The sequence below is a fragment of the Acinetobacter sp. YH12070 genome (genome assembly GCF_013419625.1).
GTDB classification, from domain to species: Bacteria; Pseudomonadota; Gammaproteobacteria; order Pseudomonadales; family Moraxellaceae; genus Acinetobacter; species Acinetobacter amyesii.
On sequence record NZ_VOZT01000015.1, the window covers coordinates 36631 to 50172 of the forward strand.

General features: G+C 39.7%; 13 protein-coding genes, 1 other RNA gene and 1 pseudogene. 6 read left to right on the top strand and 9 right to left on the bottom strand.

Going from position 1 to position 13542, the window contains the following annotated elements; translation table 11 throughout:
- The first annotated feature begins 135 nt into the window (after nt 1–135).
- The gene (locus FTU17_RS06285) at nt 136–579 is read left to right on the top strand and encodes a hypothetical protein (protein WP_180066534.1); all 444 of its coding nucleotides are present in this window, start codon (nt 136–138) and stop codon (nt 577–579) included.
- A gap of 88 nt (nt 580–667) precedes the next feature.
- Here FTU17_RS06285 and FTU17_RS06290 read toward each other — a convergent pair whose 3' ends face one another.
- Both FTU17_RS06290 and FTU17_RS06295 read right to left on the bottom strand, forming a co-directional pair.
- Nucleotides 668–1411: a histidine phosphatase family protein gene (locus FTU17_RS06290; protein ID WP_078188709.1), complete on the bottom strand. Its 744-nt coding sequence runs from the start codon at nt 1409–1411 to the stop codon at nt 668–670.
- A 69-nt stretch (nt 1412–1480) separates the two neighbouring features.
- Nucleotides 1481–2332: a 3'(2'),5'-bisphosphate nucleotidase CysQ gene (locus tag FTU17_RS06295; RefSeq protein ID WP_180134941.1), complete on the bottom strand. Its 852-nt coding sequence runs from the start codon at nt 2330–2332 to the stop codon at nt 1481–1483.
- Between the two features lie 13 nt (nt 2333–2345).
- Here FTU17_RS06295 and FTU17_RS06300 point away from each other — a divergent pair, with 13 nt between their 5' ends.
- The 4 genes from FTU17_RS06300 (at nt 2346) to FTU17_RS06315 (ending at nt 5394) form a co-directional block, all read left to right on the top strand.
- Nucleotides 2346–3047, top strand: coding sequence for an HAD-IA family hydrolase (locus tag FTU17_RS06300; protein WP_180134942.1), 702 nt, complete (start codon nt 2346–2348; stop codon nt 3045–3047).
- Nucleotides 3040–3480, top strand: coding sequence for an RNA-binding S4 domain-containing protein (locus FTU17_RS06305; protein WP_168377604.1), 441 nt, complete (start codon nt 3040–3042; stop codon nt 3478–3480). Before FTU17_RS06300 ends, FTU17_RS06305 begins: the two co-directional genes overlap by 8 nt.
- Before the next feature lie 145 nt (nt 3481–3625).
- Nucleotides 3626–4669 carry a recombinase RecA gene (gene recA / locus FTU17_RS06310; RefSeq protein WP_180054430.1) on the top strand — a complete coding sequence of 348 codons (1044 nt, stop codon included), beginning with the start codon at nt 3626–3628 and terminating at the stop codon, nt 4667–4669.
- Between the two features lie 80 nt (nt 4670–4749).
- A complete protein-coding gene (locus FTU17_RS06315) occupies nt 4750–5394 on the top strand; it encodes a regulatory protein RecX (RefSeq protein WP_180134943.1) in 645 nt (214 codons plus the stop codon).
- 107 nt (nt 5395–5501) lie between these two features.
- Here FTU17_RS06315 and ffs read toward each other — a convergent pair.
- An RNA gene (gene ffs, locus FTU17_RS06320) (signal recognition particle sRNA small type) lies at nt 5502–5598 on the bottom strand.
- Nucleotides 5599–5889: 291 nt separating this feature from the next.
- On the opposite strand from ffs, the pseudogene FTU17_RS06325 reads away from it, so the two are divergent.
- A pseudogene (locus FTU17_RS06325) lies at nt 5890–6751 on the top strand (YbgF trimerization domain-containing protein).
- Between the two features lie 22 nt (nt 6752–6773).
- Here the strand turns inward: FTU17_RS06325 and lpxA are convergent.
- Genes lpxA through rseP form a run of 6 tightly spaced genes read right to left on the bottom strand, consistent with a single transcriptional unit; the run spans nt 6774 to nt 13539 of the window.
- Nucleotides 6774–7562 (bottom strand): acyl-ACP--UDP-N-acetylglucosamine O-acyltransferase, encoded by a 789-nt coding sequence (gene lpxA, locus FTU17_RS06330; RefSeq protein WP_180034788.1) that lies wholly within the window; start codon nt 7560–7562, stop codon nt 6774–6776.
- A complete protein-coding gene (gene fabZ / locus FTU17_RS06335) occupies nt 7559–8044 on the bottom strand; it encodes a 3-hydroxyacyl-ACP dehydratase FabZ (protein ID WP_171263789.1) in 486 nt (161 codons plus the stop codon). Before fabZ ends, lpxA begins: the two co-directional genes overlap by 4 nt.
- 5 nt (nt 8045–8049) lie before the next feature.
- Nucleotides 8050–9120 (bottom strand): UDP-3-O-(3-hydroxymyristoyl)glucosamine N-acyltransferase, encoded by a 1071-nt coding sequence (lpxD, locus tag FTU17_RS06340; RefSeq protein ID WP_180111083.1) that lies wholly within the window; start codon nt 9118–9120, stop codon nt 8050–8052.
- A gap of 3 nt (nt 9121–9123) precedes the next feature.
- Nucleotides 9124–9624 (bottom strand): OmpH family outer membrane protein, encoded by a 501-nt coding sequence (locus tag FTU17_RS06345; RefSeq protein ID WP_180048911.1) that lies wholly within the window; start codon nt 9622–9624, stop codon nt 9124–9126.
- A 41-nt stretch (nt 9625–9665) separates the two neighbouring features.
- Complete coding sequence (gene bamA / locus FTU17_RS06350) at nt 9666–12143, bottom strand: outer membrane protein assembly factor BamA (protein ID WP_180134944.1); 2478 nt, start codon at nt 12141–12143, stop codon at nt 9666–9668.
- A gap of 40 nt (nt 12144–12183) precedes the next feature.
- Nucleotides 12184–13539 (bottom strand): RIP metalloprotease RseP, encoded by a 1356-nt coding sequence (gene rseP / locus FTU17_RS06355; RefSeq protein WP_180134945.1) that lies wholly within the window; start codon nt 13537–13539, stop codon nt 12184–12186.
- Nucleotides 13540–13542: the final 3 nt, after the last annotated feature.

The following is a 13542-nucleotide window of genomic DNA, read 5'->3' on the forward strand; positions in this document are numbered from 1 at the left end:
CAAAAATTGTCAGGATATTTTTAGAAACTTTGTAAATAAAAATTTTTAGAAATGGTTTAATCCCATATATTTTTTATGGTATTTTAATTTTCATCCTAGGCAGCCATTGCTGTACAAATGAAAAGAGGGATAAAAATGTCGATTAACCAATTTTTGCCATCATTAGAAAAATTTGCAGAAGCAGAAAATCAATATATTGAATATTTTACATCGAAAGGTGAAAAAGACATTTTAGGTAAAGTCATTTCAAATATGAAATCGACCGCTGAGATTCAAGCCTCTCAAGGCGTAGACTCATGGTTAGCATATGGCGTGTACTTACCAGCTGTAGAACGTATTTTTGCACTGCATCAAGGGGAAACAGAAGCTGAATTTTTTGAACGCACACAATATCCAGTTGAAATCGTACAAGCGTATAGCATTAAAGATCATGACATTGCCACATTGATTGCCGCAGACAAATACAGTCGAATCCACCAACAACATCTCCCTGTCAATACTAGCCGCTGGCCTTATAGTGACGACGGTTCAAGTATTGATTTAAATCAGTATCCTGCACGAATTAAAGCCAATATTTAATCTTTTATTTAATGAAATATTGAAGCAGATAAAAAAGGCATCCCGTACATGGATGCCTTTTTTAAATATTTTGTATGCGCAAAAATACTTAGAGTTGCTGCTCAGCCTGCTGAAATTCACGAATATTTAATTCATTTAGTTCTCCACGCCAAATCCATTTCAGTTTTGACTCAAGGAATACATCTCCTTCAAACCAAACAAATAAACCTTCCATCATTTTCGGCCAGTCTTCGCGTGTCACGATATTTTTACCTGAAATAATGGCAAGAATTGCAGCCAAAATCGTATCATGACTCACCGCTAGACTCAGACCATAATCATTGGTTGGATGAGTGTTGTAAATCAACTCCAAAACATCTACCACCCCATGAATGGGCTGTTTCATACCCGGCAAAGCATTATTCACAAAACTATTGATAAAGCCTAAAGCACCTTGCTTTTGAAAGTATGGTCCTGCTTTTTTAATATCGAGCACAAAACTTCCCGGCTCGACCAATAATCCTTGTTCAATGATCTCGATATGGTGGGTATTCGGTTCAATCGTGACATTATCTGCACCTTGAATCATCAATGCCGCCGTATCCACACAGCGCTGAATTGGACTCGAAATACAGTGCTGAATAACACGATCGGTATTTTCAACCAAATAGCTGCCCCACGCTTCGGCTAAATCACGTCCTTGATGGGTCAGTTGCAAGTCATAACCGGCCAAGCCTTGTCCTTGTACAACTTCACGAATGGAATGACGTGTAAACAATGTTACAGGCGTCTTTTCATCCGGCAATAAGTCTATTGCTTTCAGCATACTAGGAGGGAGCAAATCTAGGGCCATAATTGACAGTTCTTAAATGCAGGAGATTTAACGGAGTGTGCTGACACTATAGCATGAACCCGATTTAGCTCAAGTTTTGTCAGGCATGTTTGCCAAAGCATTTAAGGCCAATTCTTTCATTTCGGCATTTTTAAATGCAATAAATCCACCATTTAATAAAGTCGTGCGTTGGTTATATAGAAATGCGCGACCTTTAAAATCAACCAAACCACCACCAATACGCTCGATTAAACATTGTCCAGCGCTCGTATCCCATTCACAAGTCGGATGAAAACGCGGATAAATATCCACTCGATCTTCTAACATCATACAAAACTTATATGCACTACCAGCATGGTAGGCCTGAAAAGGAGTGAGTTTTTCTAAAGCGTCTAGATAGTCCGTATAAATCGGCTTATTTTTGGCACTTTGACTCAAGCCAACGTGTACGACACTCTCTGCAGAGGTTTGAACATATTCATACCATGTGGTTGACTGGCTATCATATTTCAGCGGCAGTCCCGCAAATGGGCAAATATATACACTGTATTTCCCGGGGATCGCCAATATGGCAAAGGTAGTATTAGCACCCTCAACCAGGCTCAGATTAATGGTAAATTCAGGTCTTTTATGTAAAAACTCTTTGGTGCCATCCAAAGGATCAAGCAGCCAAAATTTTTGCCATTGCATACGTTCAGACTTGTCACCTTCTTCTGACAATACAGGCAAGTTAGAAACTTTGGATAATGCTTGAGTAATATAGCTATTTGCACGATAGTCAGCTTGCGTTACCGGTGAATCATCACTTTTAAGTTCCACATCAAAATCTGCACCTGAGCAATAACGCCGATATTCTTCTCGCAAAATTTCGCAAGCTTGTGTCACAATGGGAACCAACTGCAAAATCAGTGGGTCTTGCGGTGCTGTTGTTGTTTTAAACATAGAATACCTTTATATGCCAAATTACTCAGAAAAGCCGACGATCATTTTCGATATGGACGGTACTTTACTCGATCTTGCTTATGATGATTTCATTTGGAATGAGCTGCTGCCAATTCGCTATGCTGAACAGCATCAGTGCTCACTCGAACAAAGCAAGCAAACCCTATTTAGTTTTTATCAACAACATAATCATACCCTAAAATGGTACTCCTCTCGCTTTTGGACGTCACAAGTTGGCGTTGATGTTTTGGCAATGCAAATAGAACAAAAAGCCAAAGTAGCCAAACGCGAAGGCTGCATTGAGCTGCTTACCTATCTTAAAGAAAATGGCTATCCTATTTGGCTTGCGACCAATGCCGACTTTGCAGGCTTACAATTCAAACTTAAAGAAACCGGTCTTCGTGATTTTTTCGATGTTATCGTCAGTTCAGAAACGCTCGGTCATGCCAAAGAGTTTATTGAGTTTTGGCAAATATTAGCAAGCAAACACCCCTTCTATGCAAAAAACTGTTACTTCATTGATGACACAGAAAAAGTGCTCAATGGTGCAAAACTTTTTGGGATTGAACAGCTCTATTCGATTCAACAGCCTTCATCTGCCAAAGCGCCTCGAGAGACTTGTAATTATCCAATGCTGTCCGCATTAACAGATTTAATCCCTATTTTAGAAGCTCAAATGACTGAGCACGTCGAGGAACAGAAAAAATATGCGTAAATCAAATCTAGCCGAAGATGCGGTTGGTATGCGTATAGACAAATGGTTGTGGGCTGCACGTTTTTTTAAAACACGCTCTATTGCCAAAAATGCTATTGAAGGCGGTAAAGTTCATCATAATGGCGAACGCGTTAAAGTCTCTCGTGAAGTTCGTGTAGGCATGGAATTAACCATTGCACAAGGCCTTGAGAAAAAAACCGTGGTGGTGAAAGCACTGTCGGATGTTCGTGGGCCTGCCCCAACCGCTCAGCTGCTTTATGATGAAACTGAGGTCAGTATTGCAAAACGGGAATTGCTCGCATCCCAAAGAAAGTTGCATAATCTAGCTCGGCCAGATCATCGACCAAGTAAAAAAGATCGTCGAGATATTGGTAAATTTAAAAGAGAAAATGATCAACAGTTTGACCAGCAATGGTCTTATAATGATGATTAAGTTAAAGCGTCACAACATGTCGCACCTGTTGTGATTTTCATAGAACAAAAGGATGATTTCTGTCACTATACCCTCGTGGAACAGATTTAAACTGAATACATCCACTTGAGTATATTGTTTCGTGACATCGTATTGAGGTTGTAAGATGGATGATAATAAAAGCAAGGCGTTAAATGCGGCCTTAAGCCAAATTGAAAAGCAGTTTGGTAAAAACACCGTTATGCGTCTTGGTGATAATACTGTACAGGCGGTTGAAGCTGTCTCTACGGGTTCTTTAACACTAGATATCGCACTAGGTATTGGTGGTTTACCTAAAGGTCGTATCGTAGAAATCTACGGTCCTGAATCTTCTGGTAAAACGACTATGACATTACAAGCCATTGCGCAATGTCAAAAAACTGGCGGTACTTGTGCATTCATCGATGCTGAACATGCATTAGACCCTCAATACGCACGTAAACTTGGCGTAGATATTGATAACTTACTTGTTTCACAGCCAGACAATGGTGAACAAGCGCTTGAAATTGCAGACATGCTGGTACGTTCAGGTGCCATTGACCTGATCGTTGTCGACTCTGTAGCTGCACTGACCCCTCGCGCCGAAATTGAAGGCGAAATGGGTGACTCACACATGGGCTTACAAGCTCGCCTGATGAGCCAAGCACTGCGTAAAATTACCGGTAATGCTAAACGTTCGAACTGTATGGTGATCTTCATTAACCAAATCCGTATGAAGATTGGTGTAATGTTTGGTAGCCCAGAAACCACAACTGGTGGTAATGCACTTAAATTCTATGCATCTGTACGTTTAGATATCCGCCGTATTGGTCAAGTGAAAGAAGGCGACGAAATCATTGGTTCAGAAACCAAAGTGAAAGTTGTGAAAAACAAAATGGCTCCTCCATTCCGTGAAGCGATTTTCCAAATTCTTTATGGTAAAGGCGTGAACCATTTAGGTGAGCTTGTTGACCTCGCAGTACAACAAGAAATTGTTCAAAAAGCAGGTGCTTGGTATTCATACCAAGGTGACAAGATTGGGCAAGGTAAAAACAATACCATTCGCCACTTAGAAGAACACCCTGAACTTGTGCAAACTATCGAAAAACTGATTCGTGAACAACTTCTGACTACGGGTACAGCACCTGTAGAAGACAAAGACGAAGAAGAACCAGACTTTTTAGATGCTTAATTACAGCATACTTTAATAGCAGACGAAACGCCCTACGGGGCGTTTTGTTTTGCACTCAAAATTTGTATTAAAATGACCCCATGACTAAAGACCATTTTCCACTCTTGCTTGATTATGAAGCACTGAAACAACAGTTTGCAGAAGCTGAAGAAACTACCTGCGTAAATCATGCTGCACAAACTGACATTTCACATGACAATACTTCGGTGATCGATCACACTGCGTTGCATTTTGACACCAATGGTAAAGATGTTCATGCTGAAAAAAAATCGGGACTGCGCGGCTCTCGTCTACGCTCGTACGCTTTTGCAGTACTCACACGTAAAGAATACTCAAAAGCGGATTTAATCGAAAAATTAGCACTGTATGCGGATAGTCGCGAAGAAGTCATACACTTGGTGGAAGAACTCGCACGTGAGAACTATCAAAGCGATCAGCGTGTAGCAGAAATGCTGTTGTCGAGTCAAAAACGCAAAGGTAAAGGCCCCAACCGTATAAAGCTTGCTTTAAAAAATAAAAAAGTAGACAGTGAGTTAATTCAGGATGAATTAAAAGAAACAGATTGGGTCGCTGAAGCTTACCAGCTCAAGATCAAAAAATTTGGCAAAGCTGTTGAACGTGATCCAAAACAAAAAGCCAAACAAATACGTTTTTTGCAATATCGAGGCTTTGATCTCGATACGATTTTTAAAGTGATTGCACGTAAAGAATTTGATGACGAATAACAAAGATATAGATCTAAATGAAGAATTAATAAAACTAAAATAAAGAAGAAGTTAGGATTGAAAAAATGAGAGGAAGTTTAATTTATTATTATTTAAACTGGTGGCAACCCTACCAGCAAGACTTCGGCACATCATATTTCTACTACCGTTGCTACCTTCCGGTCCTGGCGGGGTTTGTAGAGTACAATTGCGAAGTAACCGGCAGGGCTACCATTGCAAGAACAGAGTATAGAGATTTTTAATAAACATGCAAGACTAAAACCGAGAATTCCTGAGTAGAAAATACTGTTTGATTATTTATAAATCAATATGATGATAGATGATGTAGAAAACATGAAACTTCATCGCTATATTTTTACTTTAATACACAACAAGATTGTAAAAGCTTATTGCAATTCAGAACTTTGGCGTTTTTAATGTGCTTATCGTTTTATCTAAAGCAGTCTGTAATAAAACTATTCAATACGGACATGCTTGCAACTACATGGAATTTTTATGATGTTTAAACAGCATGTATTGTGTGCCCTTACATTGACTTGCTCAGGTACGCTATTTGCCAATATTCCAATTGAATCTCGCGGTTTGAGTGGCGCTGATAATGGCACTGTGTATACAGCAAATAATACAGCCATTCAAACAGGTGCTGGCTCTACCCCTACGCCAACCAATTTAAATTGGCAGCTCATGCAGAAGAATCAACAGCTCGAAAATGAATTGCGTAGCTTACGTGGTAAAATGGAAGAGCAAGACAATATTATCGAACAATTAAAAAGTGAACTTACAAACCGCTATGCAGATTTAGATCAACGTTTAGAGCTACTCCAACAAAAAGTAGATCCGAGTGAAGACACAGAGGCTGCGGAGGATAACCAACAAGGTATTGCACCCAGCAACAGCTAATACAGTCCCTACACCGGTTAAACAACCTACAGCACAAGCAACTTTAAGCTCATCTGCAAAACAACCTGTAAATACAGGCGGTGACTCACTTGAGCTCGAGAAAGCAGCTTATACCGTTGCTTTAGATGCATACAAACAAGGTGGTGCGAAAAAAGCCATCGCACCGATGAAAAATTTTATTAAAAATAATCCTAACAGTGTTTATATTAGCAATGCATATTTTTGGCTAGCTGAATTCAACCTTGCTGTTGAACCGACTAACTACGCAGAAGCGAAAAAGAACTATGGTATTGTAGTAGATCAATACCCTGAGTCGACTCGTGCACCTAGAGCGTTATATCAACTGTATAGCATTGCAAAAGACGTAGATCGAAACAGCAGTTTAGCAACGCAGCTCAAAACCAAGCTTACCCAAAAGTATCCAAAATCTGAAGAAGCAGGCTTTGTTAAAAAATAGAACTATTTTTTATTCGCAGCATTTAGCGCACAATACCGCGCTTAGACTGCTCAAGTGAGTCAATCAACAATTGCGCTTCTGCCACTTCAGGCAAAATTTCAATGCGAATACGCTCAATCGCTTCATTCGTCGTTAAACCATCTTTATAGATCAATTTAAAAGATTCACGTAAACCTTGAATCACATTTTTAGACCAACCTTTACGACGCATACCTTCAATGTTCATGGCAAAAGCATGGGCTGGATTACCAGATACCATGACATAAGCAGGTACATCTTTCAAAATAAGCGATGCACCACCAATCATACTGTATGAATCGATTTTACAGAATTGATGAATACCAGAGTTACCACCTACGATGACGTAATCACCAATGTGGACATGACCTGCAACGCCGACGTTATTAGCAAAGATATTATGATCACCTACCACACAGTCATGTGCAATATGTGTATTCACCATCAATAAATTGTGACTACCAACTTTAGTTAGACCCTGATCTTGAACAGTACCACGGTGTAAACTACAGTGTTCACGAATCGAGTTGTGATCACCGATTTCTAACCAGGTTTCTTCACCAGCATATTTCAAGTCTTGGCAAACTTCACCAACACTGGCAAATTGAAAAATTTCGTTATGTTGACCAATACGGGTATAACCACCCACCACAACATGTGAATGCAGTTTTGTACCCGCTCCAATTGTGACTTTAGGACCAATAATACAATATGGTCCAATTTGCACATCCGGAGCAATTACTGCTGATGAGTCAATAATGGCGGTAGGATGAATTAATTCGTTATTGCTCATGCTGTCTCTGTTTTCTGATGCGAAACCATAATTTCCGCGGTTGCTGCGACTACGCCATCTACAGTGGCAACACAATTATATTTGTAAATGCCACGCTTTTGCATCACTAATTCTGATTTTAATACAAGTTGATCGCCTGCAACGACTTGTTTTTTAAATCGGACCTTTTCTGCACCAGCAAATAAGAACAACGAACCCGCTGAAGGTTTCTCATTATTCATGATGAAACCTAAGATACCCGACACTTGCGCCAATGCCTCAACAATCAGCACGCCCGGCATAATTGGATATTCAGGGAAATGGCCTTGTAAAAATTCTTCGTTAATCGTTACATTTTTATAGCCTACAATCCCGTTGTCAGTCACTTCAACAACACGATCAACCAATAAAAACGGATAACGATGTGGCAAATATTCACGAATAGTCTGAATAGTCATTGGTAATTCAGGTTTTGTGAAAGCTGGGGTATTCGACTCTGTCATCATAATTATTTACGCAATTTAAATGTTGATTCAAGGGACTCAATTTGAGACTGCATATGATCAAGTCGTTTGACCAATTGGGTCAATGGCACATCTGCTAATTGTTTAAAGCGGATTGCTGCCTTTTTCCAAGAACCACTTTCAAGCATTGGCGTACCTGAAGAATAACTCCCAGCAACGGAAATACTTTTTGTGACCATTGACATACCGGTAATTGTCACATTATCTGCAATATTAATGTGACCTACGATACCAACAGCCCCTGCTAGCACACAATTTTTGCCAATAGTTGTACTACCGGCAATACCACATTTCGCAGCCATTGCTGTATTTGCACCAACTTTGACGTTATGCGCGATTTGCACAAGGTTATCAATAATGACACCATCTTCCAAAATTGTGTCATCTAAAGCACCACGGTCGATACTACAATTTGAACCAATACGCACATCATTCCCGATACGCACAGAACCTAATTGAGCAATACGATGCCATTTCCCTTGATAAGGTGCAAAACCAAATCCTTCACCACCGACCACCGTATTTGCATGGATACGTACACGATCACCTAACTTGGCTTCACCAGTAATCGTCACATGCGAATCAATAAAACAATCTTTACCAATTTCAACACCATGATCAATCTTCACTTGTGATTCAATGCGCGTTCCTTCACCCACCACACTATTCGCACCAATCACCACATAATGCCCAATATAAGCAGTATCAGAAATGATTGCAGAAGGATGAATTTGGGCAGTACTTTCAATTCCTGTTTCTACAGATTTTTTTTCAAAAACATGCGTCAGAATAGCGAAAGCCAAATACGGATTGGGTACAACAATAAAGTTTTGCTGTGAAGGGATTTGTGACTGCATGTCTGCAGTCACAATCAGCGCACCAGCCTGAGATTGTTGAGCTTCATTCAGATATTTATCTGCGTTTAAAAATGCAAGCTGATGCGGTTGAGCACTCTCTAAACTTGCCATTCCACTGAATTGCAAGTCTAGCTGGCCAATACATTGACCTTGAACAAGTTGAGCAAGCTTTTCTAAACTGAATTTTTGAGAATTCATTGATTATTTAATTGCATTAACCTTTTGAATCATTTTATCAGTTAAATCAAACTTAGGGTCATACGCAAGTGCTGAATTTTTATTCAAAACAACATCTAACTTATTTTCTGTGCGCAATTGTTCTGCAACTTGTTTAATTCGAGTATCCATCGTGCGATTTAAGGACTGGATATTACCTTGAACCGAAGCTTGAACTTTTTGCTGTAAATCAGTCAGCTCTTTGAGTTTAGTTTGATACTGTTGACCCATTTGCTGCTTTTGCGCAGCAGTCAACTTATCACCACCTTGCTGAGCTTTTTGTTGCATTGCTTCCAGCTCTTTAGCAAGTGATTCAATTTTAGTGGTTTGTGGTTTCAATTGCTGTTGAATTTGAGCATTTTGTTGTTTTATATAAGTGCTTTGATCCACCACCTTTTCTAAATCAACCACACCGTAACCTGCTGCATGTACCACAGCAGAACATGACATACCCAATACCGCCAAACCAGCAAATAATTTATTCATCTTATCAACCTGTAATTTTGTTATTCCCAGAAGGGTCGTACTTAGAACGTACGACCAATCTCGAATTGAATTTCTTTTGTTTCATCACCAGCTTTGTCATTAAGCGGGAATGCATAACTCAGTGAAATTGGACCAATCATCGTGATCCAAGTAAAGCCTGCACCAACGCTATAACGCATGTTATTCATATCAAAACCGAAGTTATCTTTACAGTATTTGCGATCTTCACTTGACTGAGATACATCACATTGGGTATCAAATACTTGCGCGCCTTCAGCAAACAATACTGGGCGTACTTGACGCGCCCAATCGCCTTTAAATGGCACAGGTAAAGCTAATTCAGTACCAAATTGAATTAAAGCATTACCACCAACTTCTTCCATATCATAATCAGTTTGATTGGTATCTTGGTAATAAACACCCGGATATTTTGGACCCAACGTACTGTTATCATAACCACGTACCGAACCAAAACCACCTGCATAGAAGTTTTTATAAAATGGTAAATCATTACCATAACCCAACTTACCATAGCCACGGAACACAAAGTCTTTACCTAATGGGAAGTAAGCCTGGGCATCATACGTAACTTTTTGATATTCAACATCACTACCAGGTAGCGCCACTTCGGCATTCACACGATGAGACATACCTGACGTTGGGAATACTGGACGGTTTAAGGTGTTATATGACCAACCTAAATTTAAATTATAAGTTAAAAAATCACCTTGATACTCAGCACCATATGGCAACGTATTAATCACATTACCTTTAGAGTCTACGCAACCTTTATCCACATCTGTTGTACCAGGACAATATTGACCTGTTTTTGTTTCCTTACCACCATGGCTCGTTAAATAATCAGCAACATATGTAGAAACATAAGGACCCGTAGTCACATCAGTTTTATCTACATTTAACCCCATACTGATACTTTGGTTTTCATCGATCGGATAACCAAAGTTAATACCACCACCAAAACTGTCAGTGACGTAGTTGTTAACGTTATAGTCGTCATCTAACTTGGTTTTACGGTAGTACAAGTTATAACCACGGCGTACACCATCAATAGTGAAGTATGGGTCAGTTACACTGAGGTTGTAATAATCTTGAGTCTCTGAACGAGACAAATCGATAGAAACTGCATTACCTGTACCCAAGAAGTTGGTTTGACTCAAACCTGCTTGGAAAGTTACACCGCCACTTTGTGAGAAACCAACAGCTAAAGTACTTGTCCCCGAATGCTGCTCTTCAACATTTACATTTAAATCAATTTGATCTGGCGTGCCCGGAATACGTGCAGGCTTAACATCAACGGTTTTAAAGAAACCAGTACGTTCTAAACGCACTTTAGACAAATCAATTTTTTCGTTACTTGCTAAGGCGCCTTCCATTTGACGCATTTCACGACGTAGAACTTCATCAGCTGTTTTCGAGTTACCTGTGAAATTAATACGGCGAACAGTGACTTGCTGGCCCGGATTCACATAGTAATTTAAATCAACCAATTTGGTGTCTTTATTGATTTCAGGAACAATGTTCACTTCTGCAAAGTAGTAACCTGCATTACCATATTTACGAAGTAAAAGCTGTTTCACACCATTCACTTTTTCTTGTGAATATAAATCGCCATCTTTATAAAGTTTTAAAGCGTTTAAATCTGTTTGCGTATAAAGCGTATCACCTAAAAAATGGGTTTCACCAAACTTAAATTGTTCACCTTCATCCACCGAAACTTCGATAAAGACGTGTTTTTTATCTTCACTCAAATTCAGACTTGAATTGGTAATGTTGAAGTTGATGTAACCTTTATTGAGATACATCGCACGTAAAGCTTCTAAACTCGCAGCCATCTTTTCACGTGCATAGCGGTCATTTCGAGAAATGATCGAGTTCCAACCACTTTCTTTTAATGCAAAAATTTGTTTAATTTCGCTTTCTTTAAAGACCGTATTACCAATGATATTAATATCAAATACTTTGGCAGATTGACCTTCTTCAAACTCGATTAAGACATTGACACGGTTATTCGGTTGAGCGGTTGTAATCACTTTGACATCAGCATCGTAGCGACCTTGCTGCATGTACTGTTGTTCTAATTCAGTTTCAACCGTTTGCAAAGATGATTTCTTTAAAACTTCACCTTCGGACAGACCCATTTTCTTTAAGCCTTCTTCCAAGGCTTCTTTAGGAATAAGTTTATTGCCTTTTAGCTCAACTTTAGAAATTACTGGGCGTTCAACCACTGTATATACAAGGGTATTACCGACTTGTGAAGACTTCACATCATCAAACAAACCCGACGCAAACATGCTACGAATTGAGTTTGAAATGATTTGATCATTGACACGATCACCAGCGGAGAATGGGATCATTCCGGCTACATTGTCAGGAGTTAAACGCACTAAGCCATCAACACGAATATCTTGTACTACAAAATCATCTGCTGCATATACTTGTTGTGCTACGGCCATAGCACTAACCAGTGCCAATGGCATAAATAAATGTTTGTGCTGCATGCCAGTCTTTTCCGCTGTTAATTTATTTCGTATAACGTTCTTATAAACGCATAATGTCATTGAATAGAGCCAGTAGCATCATGCTACCCAGCAATACCATACCAATTTTTAATCCAACCAATTGTATTTGTTCAGAAACAGGTTTACCACGAATTAATTCAATAAAATAGTAAATTAAATGACCGCCATCGAGCATAGGAATCGGTAGTAAATTTAAAATACCTAAACTCACACTCATCAGTGCCATAAATGAAATGAAGGTTTGCCACCCCATTTCAGCACTTTGTCCAGCCACTTTCGCAATGGTAATCGGACCAGATAAATTATCCAAACCCACCAAACCACGCACCATTTTTACAATAGAATTCAGGATCATACTAGAGATCTGACCTGTTTTTTCTACCGCTTTTCCCATCGCCTCTACAGGCGTGTATTGAATGGTTTGTTTGTATTCGGCTGGAATATTGACTTTACCCGGATCGCTTTGTACACCTAAAAGCCCTGTGACTTTACCCATTTGGTCACGCTTACCTTGCGGCATCACGTTTAAATGCACAATTTTATTTTGTCGTAAAACATCAATTTTAAGTAACTTTTCTGGAGAAGCTTGTACAACTTGTACAACATCAAACCAGCCTTTCATTTTTACGCCATCGATCGAAACAATTCGATCACCCACTTGCATCCCTTGGCGAATCGCTGCGCCATCTTCACTGAGTTTTGAAACCACTGCAGGAATTTCAGGACGATACGGTGTAAAACCAAGAACATCGAGTGGTGACTGAGTTTGATCACGTAAGAAACTTTGAATAGGTAAACTGAAGTTTTGAATTTGCCCTGCTCGTTCAGCTTGAATTTGAATATTGCCAGTTTCACCTACACGATCAACCAAGGCATAATTCAAGCGCTCCCAAGTGGATACTTGAGTGCCATCTACGGCAGTAATTTTATCACCAGTCTGCATTTGCGCAGCCGCTGCTGGCGTATTCGGTAAAATTTTACCTACGCGCGTATTGAGCTGTTCCTGAGCTGGTAAAAATAAAATCCAAAACAACACTACTGCAAAAGCCAAGTTAATGAGTGGCCCTGCAGCCACAATTGCAATACGCTTCCAAGGGTGTTGTCGGTTAAATGCTTTCGGTAAGTCTTCTGCTGCGACATCACCTTCACGCTCATCCAACATTTTGACATAACCACCCAGTGGTAATGCAGACAGTTGATATTGAATACCCGACTTCTTTGACGTCCACTTAAGTAGTGTTGGGCCAAAACCAATCGAATACACCAAAACCTTTACGCCCAGTTTACGTGCAACGAAATAATGCCCAAATTCATGAATCGCTATCAGCGGTCCAAGTAGCAATATTGCTGCAATAATCATAAACAAGGCATTCATGTC